14 protein-coding genes are annotated in these 14,537 nt (G+C 73.3%); 6 read left to right on the plus strand and 8 right to left on the minus strand.

What is annotated here, in order from left to right:
* The first annotated feature begins 104 nt into the window (after nucleotides 1-104).
* Entirely contained in the window at nucleotides 105-1,997 is a 1,893-nt protein-coding gene (locus OG357_RS22345) for an AMP-dependent synthetase/ligase (protein ID WP_329622829.1), read from the plus strand.
* A gap of 21 nt (nucleotides 1,998-2,018) precedes the next feature.
* Here OG357_RS22345 and OG357_RS22350 read toward each other — a convergent pair whose 3' ends face one another.
* From OG357_RS22350 to OG357_RS22365, 4 genes are all read right to left on the minus strand, one after another.
* On the minus strand, nucleotides 2,019-2,267 hold the full coding sequence (locus OG357_RS22350) for an SCO4226 family nickel-binding protein (RefSeq protein WP_329622830.1): 249 nt from the start codon (nucleotides 2,265-2,267) through the stop codon (nucleotides 2,019-2,021).
* Between the two features lie 35 nt (nucleotides 2,268-2,302).
* Nucleotides 2,303-2,956 carry a pyridoxine/pyridoxamine 5'-phosphate oxidase gene (locus OG357_RS22355; RefSeq protein ID WP_329622831.1) on the minus strand — a complete coding sequence of 218 codons (654 nt, stop codon included), beginning with the start codon at nucleotides 2,954-2,956 and terminating at the stop codon, nucleotides 2,303-2,305.
* Nucleotides 2,953-4,245: an FAD-dependent monooxygenase gene (locus OG357_RS22360; RefSeq protein ID WP_329622832.1), complete on the minus strand. Its 1,293-nt coding sequence runs from the start codon at nucleotides 4,243-4,245 to the stop codon at nucleotides 2,953-2,955. The genes OG357_RS22355 and OG357_RS22360 overlap by 4 nt, the downstream gene beginning before the upstream one ends.
* Before the next feature lie 119 nt (nucleotides 4,246-4,364).
* Nucleotides 4,365-5,528, minus strand: coding sequence for a thiolase C-terminal domain-containing protein (locus tag OG357_RS22365; RefSeq protein WP_329622833.1), 1,164 nt, complete (start codon nucleotides 5,526-5,528; stop codon nucleotides 4,365-4,367).
* Nucleotides 5,529-5,634: 106 nt separating this feature from the next.
* Here OG357_RS22365 and OG357_RS22370 point away from each other — a divergent pair, with 106 nt between their 5' ends.
* The gene (locus tag OG357_RS22370) at nucleotides 5,635-6,945 is read left to right on the plus strand and encodes an acyl-CoA dehydrogenase family protein (protein WP_329622834.1); all 1,311 of its coding nucleotides are present in this window, start codon (nucleotides 5,635-5,637) and stop codon (nucleotides 6,943-6,945) included.
* Nucleotides 6,946-7,416 (plus strand): nitroreductase family deazaflavin-dependent oxidoreductase, encoded by a 471-nt coding sequence (locus tag OG357_RS22375; RefSeq protein ID WP_329622835.1) that lies wholly within the window; start codon nucleotides 6,946-6,948, stop codon nucleotides 7,414-7,416.
* 117 nt (nucleotides 7,417-7,533) lie between these two features.
* Here the strand turns inward: OG357_RS22375 and OG357_RS22380 are convergent, their stop codons facing one another.
* Complete coding sequence (locus OG357_RS22380) at nucleotides 7,534-8,181, minus strand: TetR family transcriptional regulator (RefSeq protein ID WP_017241026.1); 648 nt, start codon at nucleotides 8,179-8,181, stop codon at nucleotides 7,534-7,536.
* A gap of 308 nt (nucleotides 8,182-8,489) precedes the next feature.
* On the opposite strand from OG357_RS22380, the gene OG357_RS22385 reads away from it, so the two are divergent.
* Nucleotides 8,490-9,275 carry a VOC family protein gene (locus OG357_RS22385; RefSeq protein WP_329622836.1) on the plus strand — a complete coding sequence of 262 codons (786 nt, stop codon included), beginning with the start codon at nucleotides 8,490-8,492 and terminating at the stop codon, nucleotides 9,273-9,275.
* Nucleotides 9,276-9,446: 171 nt separating this feature from the next.
* Nucleotides 9,447-11,948, plus strand: a complete 2,502-nt coding sequence (locus tag OG357_RS22390; protein WP_329622837.1) for an outer membrane protein assembly factor BamB family protein — start codon at nucleotides 9,447-9,449, stop codon at nucleotides 11,946-11,948.
* 28 nt (nucleotides 11,949-11,976) lie between these two features.
* Here the strand turns inward: OG357_RS22390 and OG357_RS22395 are convergent, their stop codons facing one another.
* On the minus strand, nucleotides 11,977-12,603 hold the full coding sequence (locus tag OG357_RS22395) for a hypothetical protein (RefSeq protein WP_329622838.1): 627 nt from the start codon (nucleotides 12,601-12,603) through the stop codon (nucleotides 11,977-11,979).
* A 125-nt stretch (nucleotides 12,604-12,728) separates the two neighbouring features.
* Between OG357_RS22395 and OG357_RS22400 the strand changes: the two genes are divergently transcribed.
* The gene (locus tag OG357_RS22400) at nucleotides 12,729-13,313 is read left to right on the plus strand and encodes a hypothetical protein (RefSeq protein WP_329622839.1); all 585 of its coding nucleotides are present in this window, start codon (nucleotides 12,729-12,731) and stop codon (nucleotides 13,311-13,313) included.
* Here OG357_RS22400 and OG357_RS22405 read toward each other — a convergent pair.
* Nucleotides 13,300-14,094 (minus strand): enoyl-CoA hydratase/isomerase family protein, encoded by a 795-nt coding sequence (locus OG357_RS22405; protein ID WP_329622840.1) that lies wholly within the window; start codon nucleotides 14,092-14,094, stop codon nucleotides 13,300-13,302. The genes OG357_RS22400 and OG357_RS22405 overlap by 14 nt on opposite strands.
* A complete protein-coding gene (locus OG357_RS22410; protein WP_317601909.1) occupies nucleotides 14,091-14,522 on the minus strand; it encodes a Zn-ribbon domain-containing OB-fold protein in 432 nt (143 codons plus the stop codon). The genes OG357_RS22405 and OG357_RS22410 overlap by 4 nt, the downstream gene beginning before the upstream one ends.
* Between the last annotated feature and the right edge of the window lie 15 nt (nucleotides 14,523-14,537).

Here is a 14,537-nt window from a genome sequence, read left to right on the forward strand (position 1 = left end):
GTTACCGGCTAGTCATCACCTGGCACGGCCACCGCCACCGGTCCCCAGGAGCGCAACGTACCGACGCACGACCTCAGTTCATCGCGAAGACCGAGGAGTCGCACGTGTCCGTCGTCACCGCCGCATCCGGGACCGATCCGGTCGAACCGGTCGAGCCGCAGAAGATCCTGGTGGACGGGCGGGTACGGGAGGTCTCCGTCCCCGCGCTCGTCCCCCGGGTGGCCCGCGGCTCCCTCGCCGACCTGCCGTACGACAACGCCCGCCAGGACCCCGAAGCCCCGCTCTTCTCCCGTAAGAACCCGCAGGGCGAGTGGTACGACGTCACCGCGTCCCGCTTCGCCGCCGACGTCCACGCCGTCGCCAAAGGGCTCATCGCCCACGGCCTGCGCCCCGGCGACCGGCTCGCCCTCATGGCCCGCACCACCTACGAGTGGACCCTGATCGACTTCGCCGCCTGGGCCGCCGGACTCGTCACCGTCCCGATCTACCCCACCTCCTCCGCCTTCCAGACCCGCTGGATCCTCCAGGACTCCGGCGCCGCCGCCTGCGTCGTCGAGGACCCCGAGCAGGCCCGGCTCGTCTCCGCCGAACGGCGGCAGCTCCCCGGCCTCGCCCACCTCTGGGCCCTCGACACCGGCGCCGTCGACCTGCTCCGCAGAGCAGGCGCCCGGGTCGCCGACGAGGCCGTCACCGCCCGGCGCGGACTCCTCACCCCCGAGACCCTCGCCACCCTCGTCTACACCTCCGGCACCACCGGACGCCCCAAGGGCTGCGCCCTCACCCACGCCAACTTCTTCGCCGAGGTCGACAACGCCGTCCGGCTCCTCCATCCCGTCTTCCTCGCGGAGAGCAAGGAGCCCGCCGCGACCCTCCTCTTCCTGCCGCTCTCGCACGTCTTCGGGCGGATGGTCTCCGTCGGCTGCGTACGGGCCCGGGTCCGCGTCGGCCACGCCCCCTCCGTCGAGGGCGAGGAACTCCTCACCGACCTCGCCGCCTTCCGGCCCACCTTCCTCCTCGCCATCCCGTACGTCCTGGAGAAGGTCTTCAACACCGCCCGCGCCACCGCCGAACGCGGAGGCAAGGCCGCCGCCTTCGACCGCGCCGCGACGATCGCCCGCCGGTACGGGGGGACTTCGACCCCCTCGCTGGCGCTGCGGGCCGCGCGGGCGCTGTACGACCCACTCGTCTACCGGCGGATCCGGGCCGCGCTCGGCGGCCGCGTGAAGTACGTGATCTGCGGCGGATCCCCGCTCGGCGCCCGGCTCGCCGAGTTCTTCACCGGCGCGGGCGTCGAGGTCTTCGAGGGGTACGGCCTGACGGAGACCACGGCCGCCTCGACGGTCACCCCGCCGCAGCGGCCGCGCACCGGCACCGTCGGCTGGCCCCTGCCGGGCACCGCCGTCCGGATCGCCGACGACGGGGAGGTCTGGCTCAAGGGCGCCCATGTCTTCGCCGGGTACTGGGACGCCCAGCGCGGGGTGGCCGTCCCTTACACCGACGACGGCTGGTTCCCCACCGGCGACCTGGGCTCGCTCGACGAGGACGGCTATCTGCGGATCACCGGCCGCAAGAAGGACATCCTCATCACCTCGGCCGGCAAGAACGTGGCTCCGGCCCCGCTGGAGGACTGGCTGCGCGCCCACCCGCTGGTCGCCCAGTGCATGGTCGTGGGCGACGACCGCCCGTACGTCACGGCCCTGATCACCCTCGACCACGAGGGCCTCACGCACTGGCGGCGGATGCGGCACAAGGACCATCTGGCGCTCTTCGAGCTGACCCGGGACGAGGAGCTGCTCGCGGCGGTCCAGCGGGCCGTGGACGACGCCAACCGGCTGGTCTCGCGGGCCGAGTCGATCCGCGCCTTCCGGCTCCTGACGACCGAGTTCTCGGAGCGGTCGGGCCACATGACCCCGTCGCTGAAGCTCAAACGGCGGGCCGTGCTACGGGACTTCGCGCGCGAGATCGACGAGATGTACGGGGCGGGGGGCACCCCGTGAGGGGTGCCCTTCGGGGATTCCTCACACCGTGAGGGGTACCTCGTGGATCTCGTCGGCCGGGTGGCCCGTGCGGGCGTGGACCCGTTGGACCGATTCCATCGAGGGGCCGTGCGACAGGCAGTAGACCGTTCCCGACTTCGGGTCGGCCCACGCTCTCTCGAAGTGGACGCCCTCGTCCTTCTCGACGGCGAGGTCGGCCGCGTGGGCTTCCTTGAGCTGCTCGGCCGTGATGCCCACCATGTCGCGGTGCACGTCCATGTACGTCGCCATGGTTCTCACACCTCCACTTCCATGGTGCGCCGGTTTCAGGGCCAGAGCAGCTCGCGGACCCAGCGCTCGTCCGTACGGCGGTAGCGGAGGCGGAGGTGGCGGCGCCGGGCGTCGCCCTGGAAGAACTCGACCTCGGACGGTTCGACCACGTACAGGGTCCAGGTGGGGGCGTGGGCCTCCGGTTCGGCCTCGGCCCTGGCCCAGGCCGCCGCGCTCGCCTGGGCGAGGGCCTCGGGGGACTCCAGGATCTCGCTCTGCCGGCCGACGAGCGCCGAGGCGAGGGCGCCGGCGGTGCGGGCGTGGAGGTCCTCGTACGCCTCCTCGGGGGTGCCGGTGGTGACGTGGCCCCGGATCCGGACCTGGCGGCCCTGGACCGGCCAGTAGAAGCCGAGGGCGGCCTCGGGGCGGGCGGCGAGCTGGCGGCCCTTGGCGCTGCCGGCGTGCGAGGCGAAGTGCCAGCCGCGCTCGTCGGCGTCGTGCAGCATCACCGTACGGACGTCGGGCCTGCCGTCCTCGTCCACGGTGGCCAGGGAGAGGGTGTGCGGCTCGGTCTGGCCGGCCGCGACCGCCTCCGTGAACCAGTCGTGGAAAAGGGCGAGGGGCTCGGGCGGGGCGCTCGCCGGGTCGAAGGAGGGGAGCTCGGTGTCCCAGACCCGGAGGGAGCGGAGGGCGCGGTGGAAGTCGGTCATGCCGTCACGGTAGGGCTCGGGGTGCCGTCGCCGGTGGCCGGAGTGGCGGTCGGTGCGGTGCGGTCCTCGTAGTCCTCGATCGGGACCGCGTTCGCCGCCGCCTGGATCCCGTCGCGGATCTTCTTCGCGATGAGGTTCTTCCAGGGCGTCCTCGGCAGGGTCCGCACCATGAGCATCCGCAGGGCGATCTTCCACTTCGAACCGACGGTCATCTCCTTGACGAAGCCCTCGGCCATCTTCTGGTTCTGCTCCACGCCCGGCCGCATCCGCTCCTCGTAGCGGGCGAAGGCCACCGTGTGGTCGCCGCCCGCCCGGGCCAGCTCGCCCGCCAGGACGTACGCGCCGGTGAGGGCGAGGCCGGTGCCCTGGCCGGAGGCGGGGGAGGAGCAGTGGGCGGCGTCGCCGAGGAGGACGACGCGCCCGCGCGACCAGCGGTCCATCTCGACGAGGGCCATGGAGTCGAGGTAGAAGTCGTCGGCGTCGGCCGCGTGCTCCAGGAGCCGGGGGACCTCCCAGCCGTCCCCCGCGAAGGTGTCGGCGAGCAGCCGCTTCTGGTCGGTGACGTCCCGGAGGTCGTAGGGGACGTCCTCGGGCCCGGAGAAGATGAACAGGTTCTTGGCGTCCGTCTCGCCCGAGGAGCTGTAGACGCAGAGGAGCTTCTTCGGGATGGCGTGGTACGTCTCCCAGCGGTCCAGGCCCAGGTGGTTGGGGGCGGTGAAGATGGAGATGTACGCGCCGAGGTGGCGCTTGAACCGCTCCTCCTCGCCGAAGGCCAGGCGCCGGGTGTTGGAGTGCAGCCCGTCGGCGCCGACGACGAGGTCGAAGCGGCGGACGGTGCCGCTCTCGAAGGTGACCGTGACCCCGTCGGCGTCCTCGTCCAGCGCGGCGATCGAGTCGTCGAAGAGGTACTCGACGTCGTCGCGGGTCCGGTCGTAGAGGATGCGGGCGAGGTCGCCGCGCATCAGCTCGTCGTCCTCCTCGACGCGTCCGCCGAAGATGTCGGCGGGCAGCTCGCCGATGGTGCGGCCGGCGTCGTCCACGTACGAACCGCCCCGCATGTCCGTGGACTTGGCGCGGATCTCGTCGAGGATGCCCATCCGCCGGCAGACCTCGATCGCGGTGCCGCGGATGTCGACCTTGTAGCCGCCGGTGCGGAGCTCGGGGGCGCGCTCGACGACGGTGGGGGCGAAGCCGTAGCGGTGCAGCCAGAGGGCGAGGGCGGGGCCGCCGATGGAGGCGCCGGAGATCAGGACGGTCCGGGCGGCGGTGTTCGTGGCCTGGTGCGTCATCGCAGGACTCCTTGTCGGGTGGTGCGGGCCTTCCCCTGCCCGCACCGATGACTATACGGATGTCCTACACGGCTGTCTATGACGCTTGTATAGATTCTTTGGGTGGAGTCGGAGCGCGGTCAGTCGCGGCCGAGCACCACCGTCCCCGAGGAGCAGAACCAGCCCCCCGTCCCCGAGGCCACCGCAAGGCGCGGGAGCGAGCCGTCCGCCCGCCGCACCTGGAGTCCGGGCGCCTCCCCGCGCAGCTGCCGCACCGCCTCCACCAGCAGGAACAGGCCCCGCATCCCGGGGTGGCAGGCCGAGAGCCCGCCGCCGTCCGTGTTCACCGGCAGCCGGCCCTTCTCCCCGAAGAACGCGCCGCCCTCGCCCTTCGCACAGAAGCCCAGGTCCTCCAGGGTCACCAGGGTCATGTAGGTGAAGGCGTCGTAGATCTCGGCGAGATCGACGTCGGCCGGGGTCACCCCCGCCCGCTCGAAGGCGAGCCGGCCGCTGACCGCCGCCGGGGAGACCGTGAAGTCCTCCCACTCCGACATCGTGGTGTGCGAGACGTGCTCGCCCGTGCCGAGGATCCAGACGGGGGTCGTCCGGCAGTCCTTGACGTACTCCTCGGCGACGAGCAGCACCGCGCAGCCGCCGTCGCTGCGCAGACAGCAGTGCAGCTTGGTGAACGGGTCCGCGATCATCGGCCCGTCCAGGACCTCGTCGACGGTGATCGGGTCGCGGAACATCGCCTCGGGGTTGAGTGCCGCGTTCGCCCGCGCCTCCACGGCGACCTCGGCGAGCTGCTCCAGGGTCGTCCCGTACTCGTGCATGTGGCGGCGGGCGGCCATCGCGTACTTGGCGATCAGGGTGTGCCCGTAAGGGACTTCGAACTGGAGCGGGCCGCGCGAGCCGAAGGAGAGGTTCGCGGTGCGGCGCCGGGCCTTGATGTCGGCGCGGGCGGTGGAGCCGTACACGAGCAGCACCGCGTTGGCGTGGCCGGCGGCTATGGCGTCGGCGGCGTGTGCGGCCATGACCTCCCAGGTGGCGCCGCCGACGGTGGTCGAGTCCACCCAGCGGGGGCGCAGGCCCAGGTATTCGGCGACCTCGACCGGGGCGAGCGTGCCGAGCCCCGTCGAGGCGATGCCGTCGATCAGCGAGCGGTCGAGGCCGCTGTCCGCGAGGGCGCGCCGGGCGGCCTGGGCGTGGAGTGCGTACGGGGTGGCCTCGTCGACGCGGCCGCTGTCGGAGAGGGAGACGCCGACGACGGCGACGCGGCGGGGGCTGCGCGGAGTGGCGGGCATGAATCTGACGGTACATCAGATTCGTCGAATCGGGACCGGCGTCTCTCTGGGCAACCGGCACCCCACCGCCCTAGCATGACGCACCGTCAGATACGGAGGGAGCTCCATGGACGCCGCCGACACAGCAGCGGACTCAGCCGCCCGCGCCACCGCGCCCGAGGTCGCGCTCGCAGTCGCGCTCACCGGGGAGCAGCAGAAATTCCGCCACACCCTGCGCGACCTGCTCGCCGAACGGGCCGGACCGGGGGAGAACCGCGCCGCCACCCCCGAGGGATACGACACCGGGCTCTGGGCCCGGCTGTCCGACACCCTCGGCCTCGCCGGGCTCGCTCTCCCCGCGGAGTACGGAGGAGCCGGCCGCGGGCCTGCCGAACTCGCCCTCGCCTGCGAGGAGACCGGCCGCGCCCTCGCGCCCTCCCCGCTCCTCGCCACCGCCGTGCTCACCGCCCCGCTGATCGCCGCCCTCGGCACCCCAGCCCAGCGCGCCGAGCTCCTTCCGCGCATCGCCGACGGGAGCCTGACCTGCGCACTCGCCGTCCCGGGCGGCTCCCTCGCGCTCGCCCTCGGCCTGACCGGTGACAACGCGGCGGAGCACTGGTCGGGCGGCGGCCGGGCCGGCGGGATCCAGGCGCGCGCAGTGGACGGGGGCGGGGCCGGGGCCGGGACCGGGGGCACGGGCTGGCGGCTGTACGGAGAGGCCGCCCAGGTCCTCGACGGACACACCGCGGACCTGCTGCTCGTCGCCGCCCACACCGGCGGCTTCGCCCGGAGCCGCACCCTTCTCTTCCTGGTGCGGGAACGGGAGGGCGGGACCCCCGGGGTCGTACGGACCCGGCGGACCGCCCTCGACCCCACCCGACCCCAGGCCGGCGTCGAACTCCGGGACGCCGAGGCCGAACTCCTCGGCGAGGAACCGGCCGACGTCCTCGGCGCGCTCGCCGCCACCGGCCGCACCGCCGCCGTGATGCTCGCCGCCGAGGCGGTCGGCGCGGCCGGCGCCGCGCTCGACCGGGCGCTCGCCCACCTCGGCTCGCGCGGACAGCCACAGGCACACGCACACGAACAGGCACACGCACACGAACAGGCACACGCACACGCACAGGCGCTGGCCGCCAAGGGCACCCTCGCCGACCTCTACGTCCGGGTCGAGGCCGCCCGCTCCCTCACGTACTGCGCGGCCCGGGAGCCCGGGCCCGGGCCCGAGAGCGGGCCGCTCGCGCTCGCCCAGGCCCTGGAGGCACTGCGCGCCACGACGGGCGAGAGTGCCCGGCTCCACGGCGGCGACTCCGCCGAGGACCAGGAGGCACGGCTCTTCTTCCAGCGGGCCGCCTCCGACGAACTGCTCTTCGGGCCCGCCCGGCGCCTGCGCGCCCGGGCGGCGGAACGGACCGGACTCTTCGGAGAGGTGGCGGCGTAGATGCCCGTCGGCGTGAGACTGATGCAGAAGGTGTCCTCGACCAGGACGTTCGCCCGGATCGCCCCGCACGTCATCCCCGCGATGGACAAGACGGTGCACCGGCTGACCAGGGGAAAGGTGCTGCTCAGCGCCCGGATGCTGCCGGGGGTGGTCCTCACCGCCCGGGGCGCGAAGAGCGGGCAGCCGCGGGTGACGCCGCTCGCCTGCATGCCGGAGCCGGACGGCGGCTGGCTGCTCATCGGCTCCAACTTCGGCCGCCCGGGTCATCCCGCCTGGACGGCGAACCTCCTCGCCCATCCGGACGTCGAGGTCAACTGGCGGGGCGAGGACATCCCCGTACGGGCGGAGCTCCTCGCGGGGGAGGCGCGGGCGGCGGCCTGGAAGTCGGCCCTCGTGTTCTGGCCGCCGTACGCCACGTACCAGCAGCGGGTGGAGCGGGAGATCCGGCTCTTCCGGCTGACCCGGCGCTGACCATCCGAGGGGGAAACGGCGACGCCGACGGCGGTTCCGCTCCGTGGGGGCGGAGCGGTACCGCCGTCGGCGTCGACGACAGGACGGGTGAAGGAGGGGAAGGGAGGGGGGTAGGGGCTATCTGGTCGGCTTCTTGCCGGTGATGCCCAGGTGGACCAAGAGGGCGAGGTTCGGCTTGAGTTCGGCCTGCTTGACGCCCCAGGTCTGGAAGCCCTTCTGGTGGCCGGCGACCGAGGCCAGCATCGCCACCAGGGAGCCCGCCATGGCGGCAGGGTTGACGTCCTTGTCGACCTTGCCCTTGGCCTGGAGCTCCTTCACCGCGTCCGTGAGGGAGTTGGTGACCGAGTTCAGGATCTTCATGCGGATCTTGTAGAACCGCTTGTCGCCCTCGGCGGCACCGAGGTCGACGACCCGGAGGATCGCGTCGTGTTTGCGCCAGAAGTCCAGGAAGCCTTCGACGAGTTCCTCGGAGGTCTGCCAGCCGGCCTTGCCGACCCAGGAGCGGCCGGAGACCAGCTCGGTCAACCCGGCGCCCTCCTTGGCCATTTCCTCCGCGATCTCGAGAACCGCACCCTCGACGTCCGGGAAGTACTGATAGAACGTCGCGGGTGAAGTACCCGCCTTCCGGGCCACGTCGATGACCTTGACGTCCCGGTACGGCGAGGAGCTGAGCATCTCACCGAGGCAGTCGAGCAGCTTCTGCCGCGTCGCCTGGCCGCGTCGTCCGGCCACGCGGCCGTCGACGGTGCGTACTTGTCCTGTCATGCCGTCAGCTTACCGAGGGGCGATCGGCGCGCGATTCGGCCGACTGCAAATGGGGTGCGGCCCGGTTCCGGGGGCGTTCCGGGAGGTGGGGGACGGTCCGGGGCTCGGGGTGTGGGGGCGGGTTCAAGCCAGGGTGAGGGAGCCGTCGGATCGGCCGGGGGCGCCCCGTACCCGAATAGGCTTATGAACAGCCTGTGGACAACTTCGGTGGACAACTCAAGCGCCCCAAGGGTTTCAGGCCCATAAATCGCCCACTTGTTCCTATATCGGGGTGTGCGGGTCCGACCACACCGTCATAGCGTGGACCCATGGCGCCACGTACTGAGGGCACCCCGTGCTGGGTGGACGCGCAGCTTCCCGATCTCGAAGCGGGCAAGCGCTTCTACGGCGAGCTCTTCGGCTGGACCTTCGACCCCGACCGCGACGAAGCCCTCCTCGACGGACGCCGGGTCGCCGGGCTCCTCCCCAAGCGGGACGGCCGCATGCCCACCACCTGGACCGTCTACCTCTTCACCGAGAACGCGGGCACCCTCGCCCAGCGGATCAAGGCCGCCGGCGGACAGATGGTCATGGAGCCCTACCCCGTCGGCCCGTTCGGCGTCCTCGCGCTCGCCGCCGACCCCGGCGGCGCCGTCTTCGGACTCCGCCAGGCAGGCGACGACAACGGCTTCGAGAAGACGAACGAACCGGGCGCCTTCTGCTGGATGGAGGTGTACACCCGCCGGCCGGACGCCGTCGACACCTTCTACGCCACCGTCTTCGGCTACCTCGGCCGCCAAGCCGACGCCGACGAGGAGGGCAGGGCGGCCGGCTTCGACTACCGCGTCTGGTCGCCCCCCGGCTCCCGGCCCGGCGACGACAGCGCCTTCGGCGGGCGGGCCGTCATCACCGACGACTTCCCCGCCGAGATGCCCGGCCACATCCTCGTCTACTTCGTCGTCGACGACTGCGACGAGGCCTGCGAGACCACCGTCCGGCTCGGCGGCCGGGTCGCCACCCCGCCCTTCGACACCCCGCACGGCCGCATCGCCGTCCTCCGCGACAACCAGGGCGCCCGCTTCGCGGTCCTCGCGGAACCCACCGCTACGCCCTGATCCGCCCCGATCCGTCCGGGCCGGGACGTCCGGAGCACCCCCCACCGGGCCGGACCGATATGACCTGTGACACCCCGATCCGCCCCCGGGTTCGCAACCAGGCCCTCGGACAGGAAGAATCAGGGCCACGGGGCCGTACCCTCATGGCCCGTACGGGGAGGTGGCAGGCAAGTGGAACAGCTGACGCAGCACGACCCGAGACGTATCGGGCCCTTCGAGGTGCTGGGCCGGCTCGGCGCGGGCGGAATGGGCCTGGTCTATCTCGCGCGCTCGGCCTCGGGCCGGCGCGTGGCGATCAAGACCGTGCGCACGGAGCTCGCAGAAGACCAGCTGTTCCGGGTCCGATTCACCCGGGAGGTGGAGGCCGCCCGGGCGGTCTCGGGCTTCTACACGGCCGCCGTGGTGGACGCCGACCCGCGGGCCGCCGTGCCGTGGCTGGCCACCGCCTACGTCCCCGCGCCCTCCCTCGAAGAGATAGTGAACGAGTGCGGGCCGCTCCCGGCCCAGGCCGTGCGCTGGCTCGCGGCCGGTGTCGCCGAGGCCCTCCAGTCCATCCACGGTGCGGGCCTGGTCCACCGCGACCTCAAGCCCTCCAATGTCCTCGTCGTCGAGGACGGTCCCCGGGTGATCGACTTCGGCATCGCGTCGGGCGTCTCCAACACGCGCCTGACCATGACCAATGTCGCCGTCGGCACCCCCGCCTACATGTCGCCCGAGCAGGCCCGCGACTCGCGCAGCGTCACCGGCGCGAGCGACGTCTTCTCGCTGGGCTCCATGCTGGTCTTCGCCGCCACCGGCCACGCGCCCTTCCACGGCGCCAACCCGGTCGAGACCGTCTTCATGCTGCTCCGCGAGGGCCCCGACCTGGAGGGCCTGCCCGACGAGCTGCGGCCCCTCATCGACTCCTGCATGCAGATGGACGTCACCCGGCGGCCCAGCCCGGCCGACCTCCAGGCCCAGCTCGCCCCGCACCTCTTCGGTCCCGGCAGCGACGACAGCGGTACGGCCTCGGCCTGGCTGCCGCACCGCGCCACCGCCATGATCGAGGAGCGGCGCAACGGCGGCCGCTCCGTCCCCGGGCCGGCCGCCCCGCCGAGGCCGCCGCGCCCGCCCCGGGAGCCCGCCGACTGGTCCGGCGACCCGCGCTCCCCGGAGCCCGGTCCCGGTCCCGGTCCGTCCGGCGGCCGGCAGCCCGCGCACGCCGGAGACGGCCGGCAGCCCTCGCACGTCGGGGGCGGCCGACAGCCCGAGCCCGCGCACCTCGGCGGCCGGCACGCGGGTCCCGCCGAGAGCGCCGGCGGCCCCGTCCGCCTGGGCGGCGCCACCGTCCCGATCGGTCCTGGCCCCCGGGTCTCCGACACCCGGGCCGCGCTCGCCGTCGGCCGGAGCGCCGACGCGGGCCCGGCGACCGGCTGGATCAGGCCGCCCGCCGGCGGCCCGCACGGCGCCGAGCCCGGCCCGCTGCCGGGCTCCCGCCCCGTCTCCGTACCCCCGCAGGGGGAGGCCGCCGCCCCGGCGCAGCCGCCGGAGCCGGGCCCCTGGCGGCCCTGGCGCTTCCGGATGTCGAACGACGTCTGGGGCACCCCGGTCGTCGACGGCGACCTGCTCTACGTGACCTCCTTCGAGGTGCACGCCCTGGACACCGGGAGCGGCCGGCGCCAGTTCAAGACCCGGGACGTGGCCTGGTCGATGGCCGTCGCCTCGGGCCGTATCCACGCCTCCGACGGCCCCACGCTGTACGCCCTCGACGCGACCGACGGCAGCGAGCGCTGGCGGCTGCACACGGACGCCTGGGTGTACTCCCTCCAGGTCGACCGGGGCACGGTCGTCACCGGGACGCGCGGCGGCGGGGTCCAGGGCTGGGAGGCCTCCAACGGCGCCAAGCTGTGGGAGATCACCGGCGCCCAGACCGACTTCGAGACCCCGGAGGCGGGGCCCGCCGTGCACGGCGACACCGTGTACGTGTGGCGGGAGGCCCGGCTCCAGGCCCTCGACGCCCGGACGGGCGTGGAGCGCTGGTCGTACCCGATCGGGGACGCGGCCTCCTGCGCCAACGTGCCCATCCGGGTCGCTCCGGCCGAGGACGGCTGCGTGTACGTCTCCGCCGGCACCCGGGTCCTCTCGATCGACATCGCCGCCGGGCACGTCCGCTGGCACTTCGAGGCGCCCGCCGTCTTCCTCTCCCCGCCCGCGTTCGCGCCGGGACCGGCCGTCACGGGCGGCGGCGTGTACCTCTCCGACCACCTCGGCACGGTGTACGCGCTCGACGCCACGACCGGCCAGGACCGGTGGCGGATCGCGACCGAGCCGCGCCAGTCGGCGGAGCCGGTGCTCGTCGCCGACGGCAATGTGCACGTCGGCAGCGGCAGCGCGCTCTACACGCTCGACGCGGTCACGGGCACCCCGAGGTGGCGGTTCGCGGCGGGCGGCGAGCTCGTCGGCTCCCCGGTCGTCGCCGACGGACGGGTGCACTTCGGCTCCGCCGACCACGTCCTGTACACCCTGGACGCGACCGGCGGCCAGCTGCGCTGGAAGCTCGCGACCGGCGGCGAGATCACCGGCTCGCCGGTGGCGAAGGGCGGGGTCGTGTACGCGTGCAGCAAGGACCGCTGCGTGTACGCGCTCGACGCGGTCAAGGGCACGGCCACGGGCAGGGGGTCGGCGCCGCGCTGACGCCGGCTTCCCGCCGGACAGGCCCTCGCTAGCGCTGTTGCTGCGGGGGCGGGCCGTCCCGGTCCGGGTCCCAGACGGGGATGTCGTACGGCTGGGTCGGCGCCGCGTACGGGGTCGAGGCCTGCGGGTGGTGGCGCGGGGCGTCACCGAACCCGTCCGGCGGCGGGCCGGCCGGCGGCGGGCCGTCCAGCGTGGGGTGGGTGGGCGGCGGTTCGTGGTGCACCGGCTCCACCCGGTGCATGTGGGTCCTGCCCGACATGACGAGCGCGCCGAGCAGCAGGAGGACCCCGCCGCCGAAGGCGTTCGCGACACCGTCGCCCAGGCCCCTGCCGTCGCCGGAGATCACGAGGCTGCCCTCGGCCTGGCCGACCCGCACCATCCAGAAGACGGTGAAGCCGAGGACGACGAGGCCGGCGAGGGCGACGAGCAGCCGGGACCGGAGGGCGACCCCGACGAGCGTGACGAGGGCGGCGAAGGCGAAGGGCAGCAGGATCGAGCCGATCACCTCGGCCTTTGCGTCCGTGACGCCCGTGAACAGCTCGTCGATCGCGTAATCGCGTCCGTGACGGCCGTCGTACCAGGCACGGAAGGGGCTCCAGACGGCGGCCGTCGCTCCGGCGAGGGCCAGGACCGAGCCGATGACGTTACGGATCATCGATCGGCCTCCTTGACGGTCCGGCTCTCGCTCCCGACGCTACGCCGGGTGCGGGGGCCCCGCCATGCGGCACAAGCCATCCCCTAGGGTGGCGCGGACACGACATGGAGACACGGGGAGGGCCGATGGTGCGCACGCGCCTGAAGATGGCGGCGACGCTCACGGTGGTGGTGCTCGCGCTGACCGGATTCCAGACCGGTCACGGGAGCGGCAGCGGCGGCGGCAGCGGGAAGAGCAAGAGCGGCAAGAGCCGCGACGACGATTCGGGCGGCGGTTGCTCCAGCGACGAGAAGAGCAACGACGACTACAGCGGCTCGGGCGGCTCCGGGTCGCAGATGACGGCGCCCACCCCCACCACCTCCCGCGCGGTGGCCGACGTCGTGGTCGTCGACTGTGTGAAGCCCGCGCAGAAGAAGCGGAAGGGCAAGCCCGCCCGTAAGGCGGACACCACGGCGACCCTGCGGATCACCTCGAACAGCGCGTACACGGAGACGTTCGCGGTGACCCTGGAGTTCAAGGGCTCGGCGGGGTCCGCGGTGGACTCGGCCGAGGCGCTCGTCACCGTCGAGGGCGGTGCGACGAAGACCTTCGAGGTCGCGATGAAGACCCCGAAGGCCGTCGGCCAGGTGAAGAACTGCCGGGTGTACGACGTGCGCGAGGCGCCCGGCGCGACCGCCGCCACCCCTACCCCGTCCGCTACCTCGTCCTGAACCCCGCCCCCCGCCGGGTGAACAGCTCCGCCTGACGTTCCGGCGTCAGGTTGCCCAGGGTGACCAGGTGCGGTGCGTGGGCGAGGGCCGGGGTGCGGGACGGCTCCGTGACCGACCAGAGGGCCCGGACCGTGCCCTGGACGGCCTCGGTCGGGTGCGCGGCGATGACGCCGGCGGCCCGCACGGCGGCCTCCAGGGCCCCGCCGGCCGGCGTCAGCTCGGAGACGAGCCCCGTCTCGTACGCGCGCCGGGCCGAGACCCGTTCCGCGCTGCCCATCAGGGCCATCCGGGCGATCTCCCCGTAGGGCATCCGCTGCGCCATGTGGATGGTCTCGAAGGCGCTGACCATCCCGTAGGTGGTGTGCGGGTCGAAGAAGGTGGCGTCCTCGCCGGCGATCAGGAACTCGGCCTCGCCGAGCAGATAGAACGCCCCGCCGCAGGCCATGCCCTCGACGGCGGCGATCACCGGTTTCCACAGGTCGTTCGCCTTGGGGCCGATCGTGAGGAGCGGGTCGTCGATCGTGTACGGAGACGAGGGCTGCGGGATGTTCCCTACGGCGTCCCGGTCGATGCCGGTGCAGAAGGCCCGCCCCCCGGCCCCGGTGACGACGACCGCGCGGACCTCGTCCTCGTACCGGAAGCCCCGCCAGACGGCGGCGAGCTCACGGGCCATGTCCAGGGTGAGGGCGTTGTGCTTCTCCGGCCGGTCGAGGGTGACGACGGCGACCCCGGTCTCCTTGTCGCGCTCGACGCGGATGCCGGGGGCGCCCGGGGTGTTCACCCGCGCTCCAGGAGCCAGCGCGGGACGGTGACGCCGTCGACCTCGGTGAACGCGACCTTCACCGCGGCGCCGATCCGCAGCCGGCCCGGGTCGACCGAGTTCAGGGGTGCGTCGGGGGTGGTGACGACGTTCCCGACGAGGCGGATGCGGGGGGCCTCGGCCAGTTCGACGAGGACCGCGTTGTACCCGGGCTGGGCGGCGTAGTCGGGCAGGAGCGGCGGGTGGGGCAGGACGTACGACCAGATGCGGCCGCGTCCGGACATGAGCCGCCACTCGCTGTCGAAGGAGCGGCAGTGCGGGCAGCAGGGGCGGGGCGGGAAGCGCAGCTCGCCGCAGTCGGGGGCCGCGCAGGCCTGGACGCGGAGCTCGCCCCGGGCGGCGTACTCCCAGAAGGGAGCGCCGTCCTCGTCGGCGACGGGTGTCAGCATCGGCATCGGTGTCTC

This window comes from Streptomyces sp. NBC_01255 (genome assembly GCF_036226445.1).
Classification (GTDB): domain Bacteria; phylum Actinomycetota; class Actinomycetes; order Streptomycetales; family Streptomycetaceae; genus Streptomyces.

Bases quoted from the DNA above. Each gene is read 5' to 3' on its own strand.
- OG357_RS22350 (WP_329622830.1), bottom strand. From the start codon at position 2,267: ATGGCGACGTACATGGACGTGCACCGCGACATGGTGGGCATCACGGCC.
- OG357_RS22355 (WP_329622831.1), bottom strand. From the start codon at position 2,956: ATGACCGACTTCCACCGCGCCCTCCGCTCCCTCCGGGTCTGGGACACC.
- OG357_RS22360 (WP_329622832.1), bottom strand. From the start codon at position 4,245: ATGACGCACCAGGCCACGAACACCGCCGCCCGGACCGTCCTGATCTCC.
- OG357_RS22365 (WP_329622833.1), bottom strand. From the start codon at position 5,528: ATGCCCGCCACTCCGCGCAGCCCCCGCCGCGTCGCCGTCGTCGGCGTC.
- OG357_RS22370 (WP_329622834.1), top strand. From the start codon at position 5,635: ATGGACGCCGCCGACACAGCAGCGGACTCAGCCGCCCGCGCCACCGCG.
- OG357_RS22375 (WP_329622835.1), top strand. From the start codon at position 6,946: ATGCCCGTCGGCGTGAGACTGATGCAGAAGGTGTCCTCGACCAGGACG.
- OG357_RS22380 (WP_017241026.1), bottom strand. From the start codon at position 8,181: ATGACAGGACAAGTACGCACCGTCGACGGCCGCGTGGCCGGACGACGC.
- OG357_RS22385 (WP_329622836.1), top strand. From the start codon at position 8,490: ATGGCGCCACGTACTGAGGGCACCCCGTGCTGGGTGGACGCGCAGCTT.
- OG357_RS22395 (WP_329622838.1), bottom strand. From the start codon at position 12,603: ATGATCCGTAACGTCATCGGCTCGGTCCTGGCCCTCGCCGGAGCGACG.
- OG357_RS22400 (WP_329622839.1), top strand. From the start codon at position 12,729: ATGGTGCGCACGCGCCTGAAGATGGCGGCGACGCTCACGGTGGTGGTG.
- OG357_RS22410 (WP_317601909.1), bottom strand. From the start codon at position 14,522: ATGCTGACACCCGTCGCCGACGAGGACGGCGCTCCCTTCTGGGAGTAC.